The organism is Pseudomonas orientalis (genome assembly GCF_022807995.1).
Taxonomy (GTDB): domain Bacteria; phylum Pseudomonadota; class Gammaproteobacteria; order Pseudomonadales; family Pseudomonadaceae; genus Aquipseudomonas; species Aquipseudomonas orientalis_B.
Genome location: NZ_CP094351.1, coordinates 2,103,005 through 2,124,407 on the forward strand (window position 1 = coordinate 2,103,005; position 21,403 = coordinate 2,124,407).

Consider the following 21,403-nt stretch of genomic DNA (forward strand, 5'->3'; position numbering starts at 1 on the left):
GGTGTGGTGGAGGAGGGCGTTCCTGAACCCATCCTGAAGAAATTTCTGATTCACGATGCAGGCACCTTCCTACGGTTTACTCCGCCAACATCGCGGCGTAAGCTTCGCGCGTTTTCATCAATAGCGGAGACCCTCAGTGGGTACTTGTTCGAGTGACAGTCGTCGGCCGGTTTCGGTAACCGGCACATACTTGGCAAGGTAACGCGCATTTTCCAGATGCCGTTGTCTCGCCTTACAAAGCGAGAAGCGGTATCCCGGCAGTGGCCAGTCCTGGCACCTGTCTGAATCCCTCTCATCGACGCTGACCAGCACCTGGGTAACCTCGGGATGCTACGGACGCGCCTGCCTTTTACGGCGGGCGGGCCAGGTTCGGCTGTGCCTGTCTTTGACGGGCCCGGCATGGACGGGCAGTACCTGCACGGCGGTTTTTCCTCGCGCAGGAGTTACACCATGAACCTCACTTTGCTTAAAGAGTTCTTCGCCGGCTTCCTGCGGACCCGGCATATCGCTCGGCATTTTCGCCGTCTGGCGATGCTGGAGACCGTGACCGACGCCAGTGTCAGCCGCGAAGTGCCGCCCAGCCTGGCGCAAACCCTGGTGGCCGCAGCCAACGGCAGTGCCGTGCAACAGCTGGGCAGGCTGGGCAGCCACGCCGAGGGCCTGAACACCCAGGAGGCCGACGCGCTGCGCGGACAATACGGGCTCAATGAGGTCGAGCACGAGCAGCCGCTGCCGTGGGGGGTGCACCTGTGGCACTGCTATAAAAACCCGTTCAACCTGCTGCTGACCTTGCTGGCGGTGATCTCCTGGCTGACTGAGGACATGAAGGCTGCCACGGTGATTTTTTCCATGGTGGTGCTGTCGACCCTGTTGCGCTTCTGGCAGGAAGCCAAGTCGAACAAGGCCGCCGACGCCTTGAAGGCGATGGTCAGCAACACGGCGACCGTGTTGCGCCGGGACGCGGCCAAGCGCCTTGAACTGCCGATCAGGCAACTGGTTCCGGGCGATCTGATTGTGTTATCGGCCGGTGACATGATTCCCGCCGATTGCCGTGTGCTCAGTGCCAAGGACCTCTTCGTCAGCCAGGCAGCGATGACCGGTGAGTCGATGCCGGTGGAGAAGTTCGCCCATCACCAGGATCCCCACACGCGCAACCCGTTAGAGTTGGAAAACATCCTGTTCATGGGCACCAACGTGGTGTCCGGTGCGGCCACGGCGGTGATTCTGGCCACCGGCAACAGCACCTATTTCGGTGCGTTGGCGCAACGCGTCACGGCGACCGACCGCGCCACCACCTCGTTCCAGCAGGGTGTCAACAAGGTCAGTTGGCTGCTGATCCGCTTCATGTTCGTGATGGCACCGCTGGTGCTGTTCATCAACGGGTTCACCAAGGGTGACTGGACCGAAGCGCTGCTGTTTGCGCTGTCGATTGCCGTGGGCCTGACTCCCGAAATGCTGCCGATGATTGTCACCTCGACATTGGCCAAGGGCGCGGTGTTCCTGTCGCGCAAGAAGGTCATCGTCAAGCGCCTGGACGCGATCCAGAACTTCGGCGCCATGGATGTGTTGTGCACCGACAAGACCGGTACGCTCACCCAGGACAGGATTTTCCTGGCGCGCCACGTGGATGTGTGGGGCCAGGAGTCTGAGGATGTGCTGGAAATGGCCTACCTCAACAGCTATTACCAGACCGGTTTGAAGAACCTGCTGGATGTGGCCGTGCTTGAGCACGTCGAGATCCATCGTGACTTGAAAGTCGGTACCGCCTTTCAGAAGGTCGACGAGATTCCATTCGACTTCAATCGTCGTCGCATGTCGGTGGTGGTGGCTGAGCAGGACCAGCCGCACCTGTTGATCTGCAAGGGTGCGGTGGAAGAGATTTTGTCGGTGTGCACCAGCGTGCGCCATGGCGACGTCAATGAAGCGCTGACAGACGAACTGCTGGCGCGCATTCGCCAGGTCACCGCGGCTTTCAACGAAGAAGGCCTGCGCGTAGTGGCAGTCGCGGCGCAGCCGATGGCGGCCGGGCGTGATACCTACACCCTGGCAGATGAAAACAACCTGACCCTGATCGGCTATGTGGCGTTTCTCGACCCGCCCAAGGAAAGCACCGCGCCCGCCCTCAAGGCCCTGAAGGCCCATGGCATAGCGGTAAAAGTACTGACCGGCGACAACGAGCTGGTCACGGCGAAGATCTGCCGTGAAGTGGGCCTGGAGCAACAAGGGCTGCTGATGGGCAACGCTATCGAAGACATGACCGACGCAGAACTGGCGCAGGCGGTGGAAACCACCAACGTATTCGCCAGGCTCACGCCCAGCCACAAGGAACGCATCGTGCGCCTGCTCAAGGCCAACGGGCATGTGGTCGGGTTCATGGGTGACGGCATCAACGATGCGCCGGCGCTGCGCACAGCCGATATCGGCATTTCGGTGGACAGCGCGGTGGACATCGCCAAGGAAGCCGCCGACATCATCCTGCTGGAAAAGAGCCTGATGGTCCTGGAAGAGGGCGTGCTGGAAGGCCGGCGCACCTTCGCCAACATGCTCAAGTACATCAAGATGACCGCCAGTTCCAACTTCGGCAATGTGTTCTCGGTGCTGGTGGCGAGTGCGTTTATTCCATTCCTGCCGATGCTGCCGATGCACCTGCTGGTGCAGAACCTGCTGTATGACATCTCGCAGATCGCGATCCCGTTCGACAACGTCGACGAAGACATGCTCGCCAAGCCGCAACGCTGGCAGCCGGCGGATGTAGGGCGCTTCATGCTGTTCTTCGGGCCGATCAGTTCGATCTTTGACATCACCACCTTCGCACTCATGTGGTATGTGTTCGATGCCAATACCCCGGACCACCAGACCCTGTTCCAGTCGGGCTGGTTCGTGGTAGGGCTGCTCACTCAGACGTTGATCGTGCACATGATCCGCACCCCGAAAATCCCGTTCCTGCAAAGCCGTGCGGCAATGCCGCTGATGGTGATGACGGGCGTGATCATGGCCGTCGGGATCTTTCTGCCGATGGGGCCGTTGGCGCACTACTTCAAATTGCAGGCACTGCCGTCGCTGTACTTTGTGTTCCTGCCGGTGATTCTGCTGGCCTACATGGCACTGACCCAGGCAGTGAAGGGCTACTACATCCGCAAGTTTGGCTGGCAATAACAGGGGCCAGTTGCCACAGCAGTCATGGAGATTTTTTTATGCAGGCCATCAACAACATCAACCTCGACTCCCTGGTCGACACCGTCGTCAGCCTCACCGCCGCGTTTGTTCTCGGCGGTCTGATCGGCTTCGAACGCCAATACCGCCAACGCACCGCCGGTTTGCGTACGAATGTGCTGGTGGCGGTCGGCGCGGCGATTTTTGTCGACATGGCCAATCGCCTGGGCGGTGCTGAAGGCGCGGTGCGTGTGGTCGCGTATGTGGTGTCGGGTATCGGTTTTCTGGGGGCCGGTGTGATCATGCGCGAGGAGGGCAATGTGCGCGGGCTCAATACGGCCGCCACCCTGTGGGCTTCGGCCGCGGTCGGCGCCTGTGCAGGAGCTGACCTGATCCTCGAAGCTTTACTGGGCACGTTGTTCGTACTGGCGGCCAATACCTTGCTGCGGCCGATCGTCAATAACATCAACCGTCAACCGCTGGACGTGGTCTCGGCCGAGGTGACCAACATTCTCTATGTCATCGCGCGGCGCAGCCAGCAACAGGCAGTCATGGTGCTGTTGGAAGCCGAGCTGGCGCGGTGCAACTACCCGGCCAGCGATGTCGATGTACGACCCTTTGGCAGCGAAGAGGTCGAAATAGAGGCCACCCTCGCCGCGACATCGGTCGACGGCGACGAGCTGGACGCCTTGGTGGCGCGTATTTCCACCTCCAGCCTGGTGGTGCAGGCGTTCTGGAGTCCCAGTACCACCGACTGATCCGCCTGTATGCACAGCCCTGTGTGCCAATATCGACTAGGCTTTTCGTGAAGAAAAATCCTACAAGTAGTCAGGACTATCCCTTCAATCAAAACGTCATTGCATTGTTAAGGTTGGGCACTTGCGGCTGGTCGCTCGTTCTGGTCCAGGCGTGATTGCTCGTGATGTTTCAATGGAAGGGACCAGGCTGCGAGTGGTTATCGTCCTGAGGAGGGTGCAGTACCGTTTGTCGGAACTGTCATTTCTCACAGGTACCTAGGTCCCATTTGATATGTAAGGGTATGTTGATCGCCTAGGGGTGTGTATGAGCAAAGCATTAATCGTGGATGACCATCCGTTTATACGTGCGACGGTCAAGCATCTGCTGAAGCTGGAAGGATTCGATGAGATTTATCAGGCGGGTGACGGTGCGGATGCAATGCAGTTGGCGCGGGAGCAACGTCCCGAGCTGATCATCCTTGACCTGGCGATGCCCAAGCTGGGTGGGCTGGAGGTGATCAGCCGGATCAAGGCCCTGGGCCTGCCGTGCAGGATCCTGGTGCTGACCTCCTACCTGGCCGTATTTTTTTCCACCCGCTGCATGCGCGCCGGGGCCATGGGGTTCGTGGCCAAGACCGGCGAGCTGGATGAGCTGCAAAAGGCCATCCGAGCGATCCAGTCAGGCTATAGCTGTTTCCCGAGCCTGCCCACCAGCTCGGTTCGCCGTGACGACCTGCAGGAAACCGAGCGGCAGATGATCGAGTGCCTGTCGGACCGCGAATTGACCGTCTTGCAGAAGTTGGCCCTGGGGCTGGGCAACAAGGAAATTGCCGAAGACATGCTGTTGAGCCACAAGACAATCAGTACTTACAAGACACGTCTCAAGGAGAAACTGCGGATGTCCTCAGTCGTGCACCTGTCCAAATTTGCCCAGCGCAATCATCTGATCTGATTTGAAATGATCGCCATCGCGTTCAAGCGGTTCGCCACGTTACTCTGGTTGAGCCTGTTGCCCATGGTCGCGATGGCTCTTGATGAGCCCAATGTTCTGCGGCTGTTGGGCCACTCTCGTATCGACCCTCCCATCGTCACGCTGCCAGAGCCGGACTGGCGCTGGTTGCGCGAACGGCGCAGATTGCTGATGGGGGTGTCCGCTCCCGATTACGCGCCTTTCGACCTGACCAATAACCGTGAGGAGCTCGAAGGGATTACCGCCGATTTTGCGGCGTTGATCAGCCAGGCCCTGAATATTCCGATTGAGGTCCGGTGTTACGAAACCCGCGATGAAGTGATCGAAGCCCTCAAGCGAGGCGATGTGGACTTCCTCGGTTCGGCCAATGGCTATGAGGCGGGCGACCCGCAACTGACCCTGTCTCGCTCCTACGCCAACGACCAGCCCACCCTGGTGACCCGCACCAACGACAGCCAGGCGCTGACTGACGACTTGGCAGGCAAGCGGGTGGCGATGCTTTATCACTATCTGCAGCCCGAGGTGGTACGGGCATTTTACCCGCGTGCCAGGGTGGAGTTGTTTTCGTCGGCCTTCGAGGCGATCGGCGCAGTGGCGTTTGGGCGTGCCGATGTGTATCTGGGCGATGCCATCAGTACCAATTACCTGATCAACCGTAACCAGCTCAACATTGTGCGCATGGCGGATTTTTCCACCCTCGAAGTCAACCCTTTCGCCTTTGCGTTCACCCGGGAGAATACGCGGCTGCCGCCGATCATCGACGCGGCGCTGGAGGCAATCCCCGCAGGCGAGCAGATGGAAATATTGCGCCGCTGGAGCGGTGGCAACCTCGGTATCGTCGGCACCGGCCGACTGCACCTGAGCGCCAGTGAACAACGCTGGCTCCTCAAGCATCCGCGGGTCAAGGTCGCGGTGCTCGACAAACTCCTGCCGCTGTCAGTCATCGATGACGAGGGGCGGTTCGAGGGCCTGAGCGCTGAGGTGCTGTCACGTATCAGCCTGCGCACCGGCTTGAAGTTTGACGTGGTACCGGGCAATTCGATACCGGGCCAGATCGACCAGGTCAGCGCGGGCGCGGCGGATATGCTGGCGGTGGTGACCCCCAGCGTCGAACGCGCCGAAAAGGTGCGGTTTACCCGGCCCTACCTGACCAACGCGTTGGTGCTGGTCACTCGGGTAGATGAACACAGTCCGATTACGTTGGAGGATATGGTGGGCAAGCGCCTGGCGATGATCAGCGGCAACGGGCTGCGCGAGATCATTACGCGGGACTTTCCCGGTGTCATGTTTATCGATGTAGACAGCGCGGAACAAGCGATGGCGATGGTGGCGAAAGGCGAAGCGGATGCGGCGGTCAATTCGCTGATCGGCGCACGCTACATGATCGCTCGCTATTACCGCGATCGGTTGCGCATTACCAGCACGGTCGGCTCCGAGCCTGCGCGCATTACGTTCGGGGTGAACCGGAGTCAGCTGGAGCTGTTTTCGATCCTCGACAAGGCGCTGCTGAGCATCACCCCGCAGGAAATGGATGAGATGATCGCCCAATGGCGCAGCGAGGTGATTATCGAAGACAGTTATTGGCTGCGTCATCGCAACGTGATCATCCAGGGATTCGGGCTGGCCGCGCTGTTATTGATCATCACGCTGAGCTGGGCCATTTATCTGCGCGGTCTGATTCGCAAGCGCGTCCAGGCCGAACGGGCCTTGAGCGACCAGATGCGCTTTATGAGCGTCCTGATCGACGGCACCCCACACCCGATTTATGTGCGTGACCGGCAGGGCCGATTGATGGCCTGCAATAACGCTTACCTCGACGTATTTGGCTATAAGCTCGAAGATGTGATTGGTAAGACCGTGGTCGAAACCGACGCCGGCAACCTGCCCCAGGCTCAGTCGTTCCATCAGGATTACCTGCGTTTGATGGCCGAAGGCGAGCCGCAGATTCATGACCGAATACTCAAGTTGCCCAGCGGCGAGGCCCTGACCATCTACCAATGGATGTTGCCGTACCGCGACGGTGACGAAAAAGTGGTGGGCATGATTGCCGGTTGGGTGGACGTCAGCGAGCGCCAGCAATTGTTGGGGCAACTGCAGGAAGCCAAGGACGATGCCGACGCCGCCAACCGGGCGAAGACGACTTTTCTGGCGACCATGAGCCACGAGATCCGCACCCCAATGAATGCGGTGATCGGCATGATCGAACTGGCCCTCAAGAGCGCCGAACAGGGCTTGGCGGACCGGGATGCCCTGGAGGTGGCGTCGGAGGCTTCGCGCGGCATGCTGGAGTTGATCGGCGATATTCTCGATATCGCGCGGATCGAATCCGGTCATCTGTCGTTGGTCCTGGAACCGGCCAATCTGCACGAATTACTGACGTCGGTGGCGCGCGTGTTTGAAGGCTTGGCGCGGGCCAAGGGGTTGGCGCTGCAGGTTGAACTTGATCCGTTGATCGACCGCGTGGTGCTGGTTGACCCGCTGCGCTTCAAGCAGGTGGTGTCGAATCTGCTGAGCAATGCCATCAAGTTTACTCACAATGGCCAAGTCAAGCTGGGGGCTCATGCCACGTTCGAAGGCGAGCACCTGAAATTGCAGCTGTGGGTGGCGGACAGCGGGATCGGCATCAGTGCCCAGGACCAGTTGCGCCTGTTCAGCCCGTTTATCCAGGGCAGCAATAGCGAACAGTCGGCACGTAGCGGTTCCGGGCTGGGGCTGGTGATCAGTCGTAACTTGTGCGAAATGATGGGAGGGCGGTTGCATTTGAGCAGTGTGCTGGGGCAGGGCACGCGACTGGATGTGACGTTGGCGTTGCTCATGACCGCTGCAGTGCCGCAGGAAGAGGCGGCGAGCGCTCCGGTATCGCCGCCTCATAGCTTGAGTATTCTTGTAGTGGACGACTATCCGGCCAACCGTTTGCTGCTGGCTCGGCAACTGAGTTTCCTGGGACACCGCATCACCACGGCCGAGGACGGTATTCAAGGGCTAGAGTGCTGGCGGGCGGGGCAGTTCGACGGTGTCATTACCGATTGCAATATGCCATTTAAGAATGGCTACCAATTGGCGCGGGATATCCGTGTCCAGGAGCGTGAACGAGGCCTGTTGCCGTGCCTACTTTTGGGCTTCACAGCCAATGCCCAGCCCGAAGAGGCCGAGCGCTGCCGACAAGCCGGCATGGATGGTTGCTTGTTCAAACCCACCGGTATCGACGACTTGCGCGTGGCACTGGCATCACGCTCCACCTATGTCCCCAGCCCTGAAGCAGCGGCTTTCGATCTGAGTACCCTGATCACGCTGACAGGGGAGGACCGCCAGGCGCTCAGCGAGCTGTTGATACCTTTGCTCGACAGCCTGGCGGCGGACCGTGCGCTATTGCCGGCGTTGCAGCGCAAGGTTGACTTCGCCAGGCTGCATGACCTGGCTCATCGCGCCAAAGGCGGTGCACGAATGGTCAAGGCACGCGAGTTGATCTTGCGCTGTGAGGCGTTGGAGGCCGCCTGTGAAAGACAAGACCGCAACGCGCTGGGGGCGGTGATCGACGGTGTGGAAGAGGCGATCACCGCGTTACATGTGGGGCTGAGCGTTGAGTGCAATCAGCTTTGATCCCATGAGTGGCCATTCGGAGGTTTTGGGAGAAGTCCTACGTGAAGGGGGAATATGCCTGATTTTGTCTTCAGAATTTGTCCGGACAATGGGCGACGCTCACTGACGAGCGCTGCCTGCCCAGAGGTTTGCCATGCCGAATAAAGCACTGACCATCCTGATCGCCGATGATCTGCACTTGCAACGGCTGTACATTGAAAAGATGCTGAACCAGTTGGGGTACCACCGGATTGTGCCGGTGCAGACTTTTGAAGAAGTCCAGATCCTCACCGCTATCCCGGCCGAACCGTTCGATGTGCTGATCATCAATGCGGGGCTGGCCGCGCATGCGAGTGGGCCTCACCCGCAGGCACGCCATGTGCTGGTATACGACCACCTGGACCTGAATGCACCCGCCGACGCCATGCCGACCGTGTCGGTGCGCCTGCCGGGCGTGCCGGATAATGTCAACCTCGAACATTTCATGGAAATCATCGACCCGCCCCACGCCATGACCCGCTTGCGGGTTTTGCCGTGGTTAAGGACATTATCCCGCTCGCCGGCCGTCGGAGCGTAGTCCGGGCTGACGTGTGTGGGGCTGATCAATCGGTAGCCTTAGCCAGTCACTTTGTATCTTTGTGTTCACGAAGGCGCTCGGCGGCACTGCGCAGCAACTGCTCTGTGCCCGCCCAACCCAGGCAGCCATCGGTCACTGACACGCCATAGGTCATGGACGGGCTCAGGGGCTGGCAACCTTCGAACAGGTGGCTTTCGAGCATCATGCCGATCAACGACGTGTCGCCCCGCAGACGTTGCTCCAGCACGTCGTTGAACACCGCTGGCTGGCGCAATGGGTCTTTACCGCTGTTGGCGTGGCTGCAATCGACCATGATGCGTGCAGCGACCTTGGACTTGGCCAAGTCGTGTTTTACCTGGGACACGCTCTGCGTATCGTAGTTTGGCCCGCGGTGGCCGCCGCGCAGCACCAGGTGGGTGTCGGGGTTGCCCGGAGTCTGGATGATCGCCGGGTGCCCCTGGCTGTCGACGCCAAAGTGACGGTGCGGGTGCGAGGCCGAACGCATAGCGTCGCAGGCAATCGCAACGCCGCCGTCGGTACCGTTTTTGAAACCCACGGGCATGCCCAGGCCGCTGGCCATTTCGCGGTGGATCTGCGATTCGGTAGTGCGCGCGCCAATCGCGACCCAACTGAGCAGGTCGTCGAAGTAGCCGGCGGCCATGGGTTGCAACAGCTCGGTGGCGACCGGCAAGCCCAGGCGCAGCATCTCACGCATCAATTCCCGGGACAGGGCCAGGCCTGCGGCCATGTCATCGCTGCCATCGAGGTGCGGATCGTAAGCCAGGCCTTTCCAGCCAATGGTGGTGCGGGGTTTTTCGACGTAGGCGCGGATGACCAGCAGCATCTGGTCGCTGACTTCAAGCGCCAGCTTCTTCAGGTTGCGCGCGTATTCCATGGCCGACTGCGGGTCGTGTATCGAGCACGGGCCGACAATCACCAGCAAGCGCGAGTCCTGGCCATCGAGGATGGCGCGTACGGCGTGGCGGTGGGCATGCACCTGTTCATTGAGGAACGGGCTGAGGGGCAGTTGATGCTTGAGCTCATGGGCACTGGGCAGGCGCTGGGTCAGGGCTTCATTGGCGCTGGTCAGCGTAGAGACGGGTAAAGCGGCGACTGAGGCGTTCATATTCAAGGTTTCCTGGGCAAGCGGCGGGCAATTCCCGCACGCTTGGCCTACTGGGGTGTTCGACAATTGGCCGTATCGGCTACGTGTGTTGGCTTGCCACCAAGAGGTGACCGGTCGGAGGCGGCAGGCTGTCCCGAACGGAGCTGGCTAAATCGCCATGCAGCACAAGTGTCGTAGCGGTAATAGGTGGCGTAGTTCATGTGGTGATTCCTTCAAGTGTGTTTGATTGAGCAAATTAGCAGGGCCTGAAAAAACAAAACCCCCGGTCGGGAAGCCGACCGGGGGTTAGATTTCTCTGGCAGGCGACCCCTTGAGTAGTGGGCGCCGATTTCAGGTATCAGGCGCGCCAGTGGCTAAACCAATACCCAAAATAAAAGCTGACCAGTGCGCTCGAACCGTTCACACGGGTAGCCGACACCGAGCGCAAGGCGCTGGCGGCAGGGCAAACCTGAGTGTGGGTGAGTGGCAACATGGTAAGTCTCCAAATGATGTTGGGCAGCTTACTAGAGCTTCGCGGGTGGATTCAATCAGTAATTTCTATCGCGCAGCGGGACTTACGGCTATGGCGTGAGTGTCGATATGATGACGACGTCCCACACTGATTACCGGAATCCGACCATGACTGCCTTGACCCTCGCTGCCGCGCAAACCGTTTCAATCGCCGGCGATGTAGACGCCAATATCGCGCGACACCTGGTGTTCATGCAGGCTGCAGCCGCACGGGGTGTGCAACTGCTGGTGTTTCCAGAGCTGTCATTGACCGGCTATGAGCCTGCGCTTGCAGGCGACTTGGCGATCGCGCCTGAAGCGCCACTGCTCGCGCCATTGCGCGAGATGGCGCGGGAGCTGCGGTTGACGGCCGTGGTGGGAATGCCGATCCGCCTGGCGCCTGAGGCGGGTGTGCTGATTGGCGCTTTGGTGCTGGGAGCTGATGGCTCCCTGGCGGTCTACACCAAGCAGCATCTGCATACGGGCGAGGAAATCGCGTTTGTTGCGGGGCAGGGCGGCGCTGCGCTGGAATGGGGGGATGATCGTATCGCACTGGCCGTTTGCGCTGACTTTTCCCACGCTAGTCATCCGCACCAGGCGGTGCTGGCGGGCGCCAATATATACGCCGCAGGCGTGTTGATCAGCGAGAGCGGCTACGCGACGGACAGCGCGCTTCTCCAAGGCTATGCAGTGGAACACCGCCTCTTGGTGTTGATGGCTAACCATGGCGGCCCCTCTGGTGGCTGGACCTGTGCCGGACGCAGTGCGATCTGGGCCACCGATGGCCGGTTGCTTGCAGCGGTGCCCGGCGGCGGCGAAGCGCTGGCGATCGCCTGTCGCGATGACGAGCGCTGGGTTGGACAAGTGGTGGTCTTGTAAATGACCTTCCACCTGCGCGCTGCAACGGACCAGGACCTGCCCTTTGCACGGAACCTGACCCACCAGGCAATGAACCCCTATTACCTGCAAAACCAGTTGCTGTGGTCCAACGATGGCTTCGATACGGCCTGGGCCGGTCGGGAAAACTGGATGATCTGCCAGGACGACAGTGTGCTGGGGTTCATCAGCCTGAGCTGTGACAGCAACGCGCTCTATATCCGCGAATTGCATATGCTTGAGCAGTACCGTGGGCTCGGCGCAGGCAGCTGGGTGCTGCAACAAATGGCGTTGAAAGCCCGCACGCTGGGGCTGTTGCGTCTGACCGTATTCAAGACCAATCCGGCCAAACAGCTTTATGAGCGCATGGGATTCAGCGTTATCGGTGAGGAAGACAGCTTCTGGCGAATGGAGCGCGTCTGTCGCTTAAGCTAAAGGCATGCGCCGGATCCTGATAAGCGCATACTGGATCAGGAGCCGATTTCCTGATCGTTGTTCCGGCCTTCAGCCTCAGCAAGGATAATCCCCTCTTTCATGCCCAAAAGGACCGCTACCTTATGGGCCTCCCCACGCCGTCCCTTTTTGCGCCCAGCGAGCACTTGATAGGTGGTGGCCGGATCGACGCCGTGTTCACGGGCGAACGCCTGAACTGACTTTCCTTGATGTTCCAGCCAGGCCTTGGCTTGTGCAGCAGTACGGATTCCGGGCATAGTTCAAAACCGTTCAAGTTCGTTTAACGAAGAGATGAGAGTGTCACCTCTTGGGGTGTGCCAACTAGGATCATACATCCAAATGAGTGGAATCGGTTCGCGTTTAAGGCAAGAAAGAGAGCGACTTGGCCTGTCGCAAAAAGTTTTTGGTGAAATTGGAGGCGTTGAAGCTAACGCGCAAGGCAAATACGAAAGCGGTGGGCGTGCGCCCAAGGCCGACTATTTGTCTCGTGTGGCCGAAAGAGGCGTGGATATCCTGTACGTGTTGACCGGGACTGCCACGCCGATTCAACTGGAAAATCTGAGCGAGCTTGAAGAAAAAGTACTGGTGGATTACCGGGCAATGTTCAAGGAAGACCAGGATGCAATTCGCCGCCTGACGTCGACCCTGGCCGAGCATTCCCTTTCTCGCAATGGAAAAACCAAGCCGCATCCGCAGGATTCCTGACCTTTTGCCCAGCAAATTCGGCCGTCCACCGACTGGGGGACGCGTGCCGAGCGGTCAAACTCCATATATATGACGTCAGCGGCTAGGTCTAAACCCAGGTTTTTTGCTAAGGTGTTCAGCAACCTATAAAGACCATATCGCGAGGTGTCTGCTTGATTAGGGTGCTAGTAGTCGATGACCATGATCTCGTTCGTACAGGCATTACACGAATGCTGGCTGACATCGATGGCCTGCAAGTAGTCGGCCAGGCCGAGTCGGGGGAGGAGTCTCTGATCAAGGCCCGGGAGTTGAAGCCCGATGTGGTGCTGATGGACGTCAAGATGCCGGGGATCGGCGGTCTGGGCGCCACGACCAAATTATTGCGCAGCCATCCGGATATCAAGGTTGTGGTGGTGACCGTGTGCGAGGAGGACCCATTCCCTACACGTCTCTTGCAGGCGGGGGCCGCTGGTTACCTCACCAAAGGCGCCGGCCTTTCGGAGATGGTGCAAGCGATTCGCCTGGTTTTTGCGGGTCAGCGCTACATCAGCCCGCAGATTGCCCAGCAGTTGGCCATCAAATCTTTCCAGCCTACCAGCGACTCTCCGTTCGACGCGCTATCGGAGCGGGAAATCCAGATCGCCTTGATGATCGTCGGTTGCCAGAAGGTGCAGTCGATTTCCGATAAGCTGTGCCTGTCGCCCAAGACCGTGAACACCTACCGCTACCGTATCTTCGAGAAACTCGCCATCAGCAGTGATGTTGAGTTGACCCTGCTCGCGGTACGCCACGGCATGGTGGACGCCAGCGCCTGACATGACCACACCGTTTGATTCAAGTGCCTTTCTCTCGACGTGCAGCGGCCGCCCCGGCGTTTATCGCATGTTCGACAGCGAGGCGCGCCTGCTGTATGTAGGCAAAGCCAAGAACCTGAAAAACCGTCTGGCGAGTTACTTTCGCAAGACCGGTCTTGCGCCGAAAACCGCCGCCCTGGTTGCACGTATCGCCCAGGTCGAAACCACCATCACCGCCAATGAAACCGAAGCGTTGCTGCTTGAGCAGACGCTGATCAAGGAATGGCGGCCGCCTTACAACATCCTGCTACGTGACGATAAATCCTACCCTTACGTATTTTTATCGGACGGCAACTTCCCGCGCCTGAGCATTCACCGCGGGGCAAAAAAGCAGAAGGGCAAGTACTTCGGTCCTTACCCCAGCGCCGGGGCGATTCGTGAAAGCCTGAGCCTGCTGCAAAAAACCTTTTTTGTGCGCCAGTGCGAAGACAGCTTCTACAAGAACCGCACACGGCCGTGCCTGCAATACCAGATCAAGCGCTGCAAGGCGCCCTGCGTGGGCCTGGTGGAACCTGCGGAGTACGCCGAGGATGTGCGCCACTCGGTGATGTTCCTCGAAGGGCGCAGCAACGCGCTCACCGATGAGCTCTCTGGAGCCATGGAGCTGGCCGCCAGCACCCTGGATTTCGAAAAGGCTGCCGAGCTTCGTGACCAGATCTCCCTGCTGCGCCGTGTTCAGGACCAGCAAAGCATGGAAGGCGGCACCGGTGACGTCGACGTGATCGCCGCATTCGTCAACCCGGGCGGCGCCTGTGTGCACCTGATCAGCGTACGAGGCGGGCGGGTACTGGGCAGCAAGAACTTCTTCCCGCAGACCGGGATCGACGAAGACGTCTCCGAGGTCATGGCGGCGTTCCTCGGCCAGTACTATGTGAGCAGCCCCGAGCGCGACCTGCCTTCGGAGCTTATCGTCAACGTGGTCCACGAAGATTTCCCGACCCTGATCGAGGCGATCCACGAACTGCGCGGTCGCGAGCTGGACATCAGCCATCGCGTTCGCGGCACCCGTGCCCGCTGGCAACAATTGGCCGTGACCAACGCCGAGCAGGCCCTGGGCGCACGCCTGGCCAATCGACAGCACGTTGCCGCACGCTTTGAATCGCTGGCCGAGGTGCTCAACCTGGACGAGCCACCGCAGCGCCTGGAGTGCTATGACATCAGCCACTCCAGCGGCGAGGCCACCGTCGCTTCCTGCGTGGTGTTCGGCCCCGAAGGCCCGATCAAGGCCGATTATCGGCGCTACAACATCGAAGGCGTCACCGCCGGCGATGACTACGCCGCCATGCACCAGGCGCTCATGCGGCGCTTCAGCAAGTTGAAGGACGGGGAGGGCAAGTTGCCCGATATCCTCCTGGTCGACGGCGGCAAGGGCCAGTTATCCATGGCCCGCGACGTCCTCAACGAACTGGCCGTGCCCGACCTGATCCTGCTTGGCGTGGCCAAGGGCGCCACGCGCAAGGCCGGTTTCGAGACGCTGTACTTGAATGATGCCGCCCATGAGTTCACCTTGAAGGGCGACTCCCCAGCGCTGCACCTGATTCAACAGATCCGTGATGAAGCCCACCGCTTCGCCATTACCGGTCACCGTGCGCGTCGCGGCAAAACCCGACGAACCTCAACCCTGGAAGGCGTCGCAGGGGTCGGGCCGACGCGGCGTCGCGACTTGCTTAAACATTTTGGTGGCTTGCAGGAGCTCTCCCGTGCCAGCATTGACGAAATAGCCAAAGCACCCGGTATCAGTAAAAAGCTCGCTGAATTGATTTATGCCAATCTGCACAGCGAATAGAATGCCTTCTCACCTCGTAGCCAGTTGTGCCGATGAATATCCCTAATCTGATCACCGTTCTACGCGTTCTGCTTATCCCGATCTTCATTTTGTTGTTCTATTTGCCCTATGAATGGAGCTACGTCGCGTCCAGTTCGGTATTCGCCTTTGCCGCCGCCACCGACTGGCTCGACGGCTACCTGGCCCGCCGCCTGGAACAGAGCACGCCCTTCGGTGCGTTCCTGGACCCCGTGGCCGACAAACTCATGGTCGCCGTGGCCCTGGTGCTATTGGTGCAGGAGCACGGCAACCTGTGGTTGACCCTGCCGGCCGCCGTCATCATTGGCCGCGAGATCGTCGTTTCGGCCCTGCGCGAATGGATGGCCGAAATCGGCGCCCGCGCCCATGTCGCCGTCTCCAACATGGGCAAATGGAAAACTGCCGCGCAAATGCTCGCGCTGGTCATCCTGCTGGCCAACCCGTCGGACTTCTCATTCTGGGTGCTGACCGGCTACGCCTTGCTACTGGTCGCGGCGGGCCTGACGCTCTGGTCCATGCTGCAATACCTGCGCGCCGCCTGGCCTCACCTGCGCACCACCGTTGAAAAGAAATAAAACTTTTTTGAATCAAGGGGTTGACGGGTGCCGAGGATTCTATAGAATGCGCATCACCAAGCGGGAATAGCTCAGTTGGTAGAGCACGACCTTGCCAAGGTCGGGGTCGCGAGTTCGAGTCTCGTTTCCCGCTCCAAGCATTGAAGAAAAAGCCACTCTAACGAGTGGCTTTTTTTTGCCTGTGATTTATGGAATAGACGCCTGGGCGTCTTTTTTTGTGTGCAAAACCAGGGGGCTCAGGGTGATCCGGTAAGACTCAAATTCGCATTGTTACTGGATTCGCGCAGTTCACCTGTCGCCAAGCCAGCTACTGTTTGTTCGTCTTCCCGGTGTGCATCGACCTTTTGGTCATGCATCACTTCTGGCACCGATAATCCTGAGTCACGGTGGTTTCCAGGCAGTGGACTTGCCCCATCATGCGACAGCAGCAGTTCGCCTTCATCGGCCTCAAACCCGACAACCTTCCTGTCCTGGCAACTGCTTGAAAAGGCCTCTCTGCGTGATGCGCCCCCAATGCTCACCCGAAGAAGCTATGCGACATGGGAATTGGACCCCGTGAACGCGATGTTTATACTCAGTGAACCTGTATTGTGAAAGGGCAAAAAACACATGGAGCTACACAAGGAGCAAGGAATGGTCTACGCCCAAGGGAAGGAAGTGCGGACAGGGCGACGATCAACGACGCTTCGCGCTGCCAGCGCGGAATGTTCCGGCGTGCGTCTGTGGGTATTGTTGTCGGAGTGCAAGATCGCGCCAATGGATTTCGCGCTATTTCTTAAGATCAACCCCCAGCGGCTGACCAATTGGTTTTCACGCGGCATCCCACACTCGCAGCTCGATGGGATCGCAGGACTGTTGAGCGTTAATGCACAGTGGCTGGAAACAGGGGCTGGGGAAAAATTCCCGGCGACAAGCGAGTAGCGAAGCCCTGCGGGAGCACATAGCAGAGAGCCCCCGACAGGCGGGGGCTCAAGGTCTGCAACAGCAGGATTCCCCAACCGCAGGGTGGGCGTCCCTTGGGATGACGAAAGTGATGAAGGTATGACGTGGCCAATGCGCCGTTGACGCACTGCGGTCTTTGACTAGGACTTGGCGGCGGGTGTCTGTCAAATCGCATCAGGCACATGCCGGCTTTATGGCCGGTAGTCAGTACTCGTCCAGCAGGAAAACCGCCGTAAGGTTCCGGTCCGCTTCCGTGAAGACACAGAGGTCCGACCCGTCACTGATGACATAGGACGACAGCAGGTAACCGCCAAGTTCCAGAGCCGCGTCGTTGTAGCGCCGATGCTCTGCGCGCGCATCGCCCCAGCCGCCGCAGATGTGCCGGCGCACGTAGGGCAGTGGGTCGAGCAGATCCTGTCGGATCAGGTGTCGACACAGCGAGAGATGGTCAGGCCACCGAAGGGAAATCGTGGCTGAAGGGTGAAGAAGGCGGACATGGGGATGCGCAGTTCCTCCACGGCGATGGGGCTTCGTACTCTAGCAAGGTAGACCGTTTCGACGGCGAGGTCGCGGTCACAATCACGCACCTGATGGCGTTGCTTGTGGGGTCGGCAGGCGTGCTTTGGCTGGGTAGGAAAGTTCCATGGGGCCGGCTCTTGGCAACGTGTTCAGCCCCGCAGGTACTTCATCGTTCGCTGACCCATGACGGTGTCACTTGTTACGGGTGAGGGCGTTCGGCCCCGCTGGTTTCCTTGACCGCATACAACAGGCAGCGTACCGCTTCACGATCCTCATCCGACAATGAGCGGTAGTAGTGGATCAAGCGCTCTTCTTCTCGATTGATTTGGCGGGGCCGCAGGGATGTGCCGGGGGCGGTGCGTAATGAGGGAAAAAACGAAGTATTTAGCATGACCCTATTTCTTTATGAGATGAATGGAGACATGGGCTTCTTGCCCGGAACAACTGAATACATAACGTTTATTGTAAGAAAGAGCTCGTCATTTTCCGTGACTGCTGAGTTTTTCAGAAGGGGCTGTCGGAAGGGCTTGGCAACGATGTAGGAGCGATCTTTCAAACCCGGTTGAATGAAGGTGCGATTGAGCGAAGAGCCCGTCAAACTGGGATCCCTGGTCAGATTGGCGGTTGGGAGGTACGAGTCTGTCAAAAACGGGACACCTCCTTGAAGGCGCAGGTCAAATAGCGCATCGCCACCCGGTCGGTTTCCGATAGCGTGCGGAAGTGTTCAATCAAACGTGCTTCTTCATCTGTGAGGACGCGCAGCCGGCGCCTCGGCCAGAACACAAAAATCAGTTGTGAAACATTTTTGGTCGATGGCATGAGCCTTGTCCTCTCTTGCGGGAAAAGCAACTGGTCGTGTGCTGTGCGCGGCCGGCACCGCAGTGGTCAGCAGTTCAACCGCGCCAAGGCCTGCGCTGTCGCGGGCCTCATCGCAGGTCTGTTGGTGTGGTTCTTCGGCTTTATGGTGATTGGCGGGGAGTGGTTCTTGATGTGGCAATCCCAGGAATGGAATGGCCAGAACGCAGCATTCAAATTCTATGCAGCCATTTTGGGTGTGCTGGTGTTTCTCAATCAGCCGGATGCGGATTGCGATTGAAACGCTTCATGCCTAAATAGCCGGTGCGCGCGCTGCCCGCACCGGATGGTGGATTTACTTCGTGCAGGTCAATCGCGAGTACGTCGGTGGCTCAAGCAGGATGCCCGGGGTCATGAACGTTGAGCAGTTGAACACACGTCCCTTCGCGGTCGTGGCTTTGAATGTCAGTTCAGCGCCGCCCAGGAAGTCTTCCTTGCCTTTGGTGACCGGGCCCATGGTCAGCTCATCCGTGGAGGCCAGGCCGATCGTTTCGGCGGTGACTTTGTGTATCTGCAGAACGTTGGGGTTCGTGGCGCAGCCTGTCAGCAGGGCGGCCGCTGCAAGCAATAGAATCGCGGTTGAGGTTTTGATCACTGGGTGTTTCCTTGCAAGTGGTGGCGACAGGGAGCGGGGATTTGAGCTACGTGCCGACTTTGGAGTCTTAAAGGGGACAGGGATTTACCCTACGGCTGCGGAGTCTAGGGGCGCATAATTGCTCCCACAATTACCCGGATGAAATCGAGACCGAACCCACGGCAGAGTGTTCTGGAGCTGAAGGAAATCGGCTACAGCAGGGGGCCGTCGCGTGGGGGGTTGGGCTTTGCAGTCTAGGATTGGACCTGATCGACGCCCTGTTTATACTCAATGAGCGCGCCAAACCCGCAGGTATCTCCTTGTTCGCTGAACCATGACGGCACCACGTTAGGAGGTGAGGGCGTTCATCTGACGTTCACGCTTGAACACCACGCGATATATCCGATACTCCACGCTATTGCGGCTTTACTCGTATCTATCTATTCCTCCAGCGATGATTCACTCCCTAGGCTGGCTGCTTCGACAGCTACCTTTGAAGAGTGACTTCATGTCTGAAAACAACCCACTGCTACAGCCCTACGACTTGCCACCGTTCTCAGCCATCCGGGCAGAACACCTGGTGCCCGCTGTTGAGCAGATCATCACTGAAAGCCGCAACGCCACCGCCACGATCATTGCCAGTCAGGCGCCATTTCCCACCTGGGACGACCTGGTGCAAGCAGTGGAGGCGTTGGAGGCTCGCCTGGATGGCATTGTCAACATCATTGAGCTGCTTGACTCCCACCCCCAAGGGGCGACATGGGCGCTGGCATCACACCGCAGTTATGAGCTGGCAATGCAGTACAGGGTTGAGTTGGCTGAGAACAACGATCTGTATCAGCTCCACCGACAACTTGCCAATAGCCCGATCGCGGCCCTTTTCAATGAACAACGCCAAAGCGCGCTGCGTAAAATATTGCGCAAGTACCACTTGGCCGGTCTTGATCTTTCTCCTGAGAAGCAGCTACGGCTCAAAGCGTTGAACCTGCAAATCGATGAGTTCAGTCAGGAGTTCCTGCGCCGTGTAAGAGACTCCCGCGATGCATGGCGCAAGCACATTCAAGACAAGGCGCTGCTGAGCGGAATGCCTGACGCAGCGTTGGCACGCATGGCGGTCACGGCTCGGGACGCAGGCCTGGATGGCTGGTTATTAACCCTTTGCGAGCAGTCCTTTCTAGACGTGATGAGTTACGCCGACCATCGAGCCTTGCGCCGGGAAATGATGGTGGCCTACTACAGCCGTGCCGTGGATATCGGTCCTGACGCCCTTGCCAACGACAATGAACGGGTCCTGACGGTGTTGCTCGACAGCCGTCACCAGAAAGCACAATTGCTGGGCTATGCCAACTTCGCCGAGCTGGCGCTGGTGGAGCAAATGGCGGAGACGACCGATGAGGTCACTGCATTTCTGCATCAACAGATTGATCAGGCACGTACGACATTTGCCCATGAGAAACAACAACTGCAACGCTATGCGGCGCAACGGGGAGTCGATGCTCTGGAACCGTGGGATTACGACTTTTTCGCAGAAAAAATTCGCCAGGACGTGGCGGGGGTCTCCCAGGACGCAATGCGCAACTACTTCCCATTGGAAACGGTGCTGCAACGCTTGTGCACGTTCACCAAAACGCTGTTCGGCGTTGAGCTGAATGAACAAACCACTGTCGATACCTGGCACCCGGATGTGCGGGTATTTGAACTCAGGGAGTACGCGGAGCCGATCGGACATTTGTTTATTGACCCTTATCGCCGTGTGGCGGGTGGCGAGATTGGCGCCGCCATGGGTTTGCGCAATCACCGAATGACTGCCGAAGGGCGTCCACAACGGCCGATAGCCGTGCTTCGCAGCCAGTTGCCGCAACCTACGGGGGCCCAGCCTTGCTTGCTGGATCATCTGCAATTGAGGGTCTTATTGCATGAGTTCGGCCACTGTCTGCAGCATTTGTTGACCGCCGCTCCGTACCGGGCGATTTCGGGTATGGGCCAATTAAGCCATGACACCACGGAATTTTTCGGCCAAGTGCTGGAGCAGTTCTGCTTTAGTCCGTCGTTCTTGATCTGTTTATCCGGCCATCCGCAGACGGGAGACCCCTTGCCTGACAAAATGGCTACTCAGATGAGCCGATTTGTTCACACCCAGACCAGTCAGGAAACCGCCAGTATCTTGCTCACGGGCCTCGTCGACTTCGAGTTGCACCGTACCTATGGCGACGGGCGCACACCTCATCAAGTTTTCACCCAGGCCAACGTTGAAATCGGGCATTTGCAATGGCCTGACGGCGCCCGCCCGATCAACAGCTTCGAACAACCGATGGGTCGCTATGGGGCCAAAATGTACTCCTACAGGTGGTCCGGTGTACTGGCCCGCCAGGCTTTTGAGCGGTTCGAGCGTGATGGCCTGTTCAACTCCGAGACCGGGAAGGCCTTTCGGGACGCTTTTATTACTGAAGGGGATACCCGGACGCTGCTCAATTCACTTGCGCTGTTTCGAGGGGAAGGCAAGCGATGCGCCGAACCTTCCAACGGGCATGAAGCACGGGTGCATAGGCATATGTAGCTCCTCGGCTGAAACGTGAAGCGCCAGAGTGATCTTTTCCGATCACTCACCGCTGCTCAGTTCAGCAGCCAATCCGGCA

18 protein-coding genes, 1 tRNA gene and 1 pseudogene are annotated in these 21,403 nt (G+C 59.0%); 15 read left to right on the plus strand and 5 right to left on the minus strand.

The genetic code is table 11. From position 1 onward, the window contains the following. Positions 1-450: 450 nt before the first annotated feature. The 5 genes from mgtA to MRY17_RS09445 all read left to right on the plus strand — a co-directional run bounded on the left by mgtA (position 451) and on the right by MRY17_RS09445 (position 9,016). On the plus strand, positions 451-3,156 hold the full coding sequence (gene mgtA, locus MRY17_RS09425) for a magnesium-translocating P-type ATPase (protein WP_243353626.1): 2,706 nt from the start codon (positions 451-453) through the stop codon (positions 3,154-3,156). A 38-nt stretch (positions 3,157-3,194) separates the two neighbouring features. Continuing rightward, positions 3,195-3,911 (plus strand): MgtC/SapB family protein, encoded by a 717-nt coding sequence (locus tag MRY17_RS09430; RefSeq protein ID WP_122686736.1) that lies wholly within the window; start codon positions 3,195-3,197, stop codon positions 3,909-3,911. 304 nt (positions 3,912-4,215) lie between these two features. Next, positions 4,216-4,842: a response regulator transcription factor gene (locus MRY17_RS09435; RefSeq protein WP_104502444.1), complete on the plus strand. Its 627-nt coding sequence runs from the start codon at positions 4,216-4,218 to the stop codon at positions 4,840-4,842. A 6-nt stretch (positions 4,843-4,848) separates the two neighbouring features. Continuing rightward, positions 4,849-8,460, plus strand: a complete 3,612-nt coding sequence (locus MRY17_RS09440) for a transporter substrate-binding domain-containing protein (protein WP_181285176.1) — start codon at positions 4,849-4,851, stop codon at positions 8,458-8,460. Between the two features lie 133 nt (positions 8,461-8,593). Continuing rightward, a complete protein-coding gene (locus MRY17_RS09445) occupies positions 8,594-9,016 on the plus strand; it encodes a chemotaxis protein CheY (protein ID WP_191953649.1) in 423 nt (140 codons plus the stop codon). Positions 9,017-9,062: 46 nt separating this feature from the next. On the opposite strand, the gene MRY17_RS09450 is transcribed toward MRY17_RS09445, so the two are convergent. After that, a complete protein-coding gene (locus tag MRY17_RS09450; protein WP_181285174.1) occupies positions 9,063-10,142 on the minus strand; it encodes a 3-deoxy-7-phosphoheptulonate synthase in 1,080 nt (359 codons plus the stop codon). A gap of 618 nt (positions 10,143-10,760) precedes the next feature. Here MRY17_RS09450 and MRY17_RS09455 point away from each other — a divergent pair. Further along, complete coding sequence (locus MRY17_RS09455) at positions 10,761-11,510, plus strand: carbon-nitrogen hydrolase family protein (protein WP_191953650.1); 750 nt, start codon at positions 10,761-10,763, stop codon at positions 11,508-11,510. After that, positions 11,511-11,942 carry a GNAT family N-acetyltransferase gene (locus MRY17_RS09460; RefSeq protein WP_181285172.1) on the plus strand — a complete coding sequence of 144 codons (432 nt, stop codon included), beginning with the start codon at positions 11,511-11,513 and terminating at the stop codon, positions 11,940-11,942. 35 nt (positions 11,943-11,977) lie between these two features. Here MRY17_RS09460 and MRY17_RS09465 read toward each other — a convergent pair whose 3' ends face one another. Next, entirely contained in the window at positions 11,978-12,217 is a 240-nt protein-coding gene (locus tag MRY17_RS09465) for a DNA-binding protein (RefSeq protein WP_181285171.1), read from the minus strand. Between the two features lie 82 nt (positions 12,218-12,299). Here MRY17_RS09465 and MRY17_RS09470 point away from each other — a divergent pair, with 82 nt between their 5' ends. The 6 genes from MRY17_RS09470 (at position 12,300) to MRY17_RS09495 (ending at position 16,798) form a co-directional block, all read left to right on the plus strand. Further along, a complete protein-coding gene (locus MRY17_RS09470) occupies positions 12,300-12,665 on the plus strand; it encodes a helix-turn-helix domain-containing protein (protein WP_181285170.1) in 366 nt (121 codons plus the stop codon). Positions 12,666-12,817: 152 nt separating this feature from the next. Next, positions 12,818-13,459, plus strand: a complete 642-nt coding sequence (gene gacA / locus MRY17_RS09475) for a response regulator transcription factor GacA (RefSeq protein ID WP_104502451.1) — start codon at positions 12,818-12,820, stop codon at positions 13,457-13,459. A gap of 1 nt (position 13,460) precedes the next feature. Beyond that, positions 13,461-15,284 carry an excinuclease ABC subunit UvrC gene (gene uvrC, locus MRY17_RS09480; protein ID WP_181285169.1) on the plus strand — a complete coding sequence of 608 codons (1,824 nt, stop codon included), beginning with the start codon at positions 13,461-13,463 and terminating at the stop codon, positions 15,282-15,284. Positions 15,285-15,316: 32 nt separating this feature from the next. Continuing rightward, a complete protein-coding gene (gene pgsA, locus MRY17_RS09485; RefSeq protein WP_003190391.1) occupies positions 15,317-15,877 on the plus strand; it encodes a CDP-diacylglycerol--glycerol-3-phosphate 3-phosphatidyltransferase in 561 nt (186 codons plus the stop codon). Positions 15,878-15,937: 60 nt separating this feature from the next. After that, a tRNA-Gly gene (locus tag MRY17_RS09490) sits at positions 15,938-16,013 on the plus strand. A 497-nt stretch (positions 16,014-16,510) separates the two neighbouring features. Continuing rightward, positions 16,511-16,798: a hypothetical protein gene (locus tag MRY17_RS09495; protein ID WP_243353627.1), complete on the plus strand. Its 288-nt coding sequence runs from the start codon at positions 16,511-16,513 to the stop codon at positions 16,796-16,798. Between the two features lie 225 nt (positions 16,799-17,023). Here MRY17_RS09495 and MRY17_RS09500 read toward each other — a convergent pair whose 3' ends face one another. Next, a complete protein-coding gene (locus tag MRY17_RS09500; protein ID WP_243353628.1) occupies positions 17,024-17,209 on the minus strand; it encodes a hypothetical protein in 186 nt (61 codons plus the stop codon). Positions 17,210-17,980: 771 nt separating this feature from the next. Continuing rightward, entirely contained in the window at positions 17,981-18,157 is a 177-nt protein-coding gene (locus MRY17_RS09505; RefSeq protein ID WP_181283182.1) for a hypothetical protein, read from the minus strand. 10 nt (positions 18,158-18,167) lie between these two features. Here MRY17_RS09505 and MRY17_RS09510 point away from each other — a divergent pair. Further along, positions 18,168-18,434, plus strand: a pseudogene (locus MRY17_RS09510) (DUF2165 family protein); the annotation flags it as partial. Positions 18,435-18,488: 54 nt separating this feature from the next. On the opposite strand, the gene MRY17_RS09515 reads toward MRY17_RS09510, so the two are convergent. Then, a complete protein-coding gene (locus MRY17_RS09515) occupies positions 18,489-18,788 on the minus strand; it encodes a hypothetical protein (RefSeq protein WP_181283183.1) in 300 nt (99 codons plus the stop codon). 487 nt (positions 18,789-19,275) lie between these two features. Between MRY17_RS09515 and MRY17_RS09520 the strand changes: the two genes are divergently transcribed. Further along, positions 19,276-21,324, plus strand: coding sequence for a M3 family metallopeptidase (locus MRY17_RS09520; RefSeq protein WP_243353629.1), 2,049 nt, complete (start codon positions 19,276-19,278; stop codon positions 21,322-21,324). Positions 21,325-21,403: the final 79 nt, after the last annotated feature.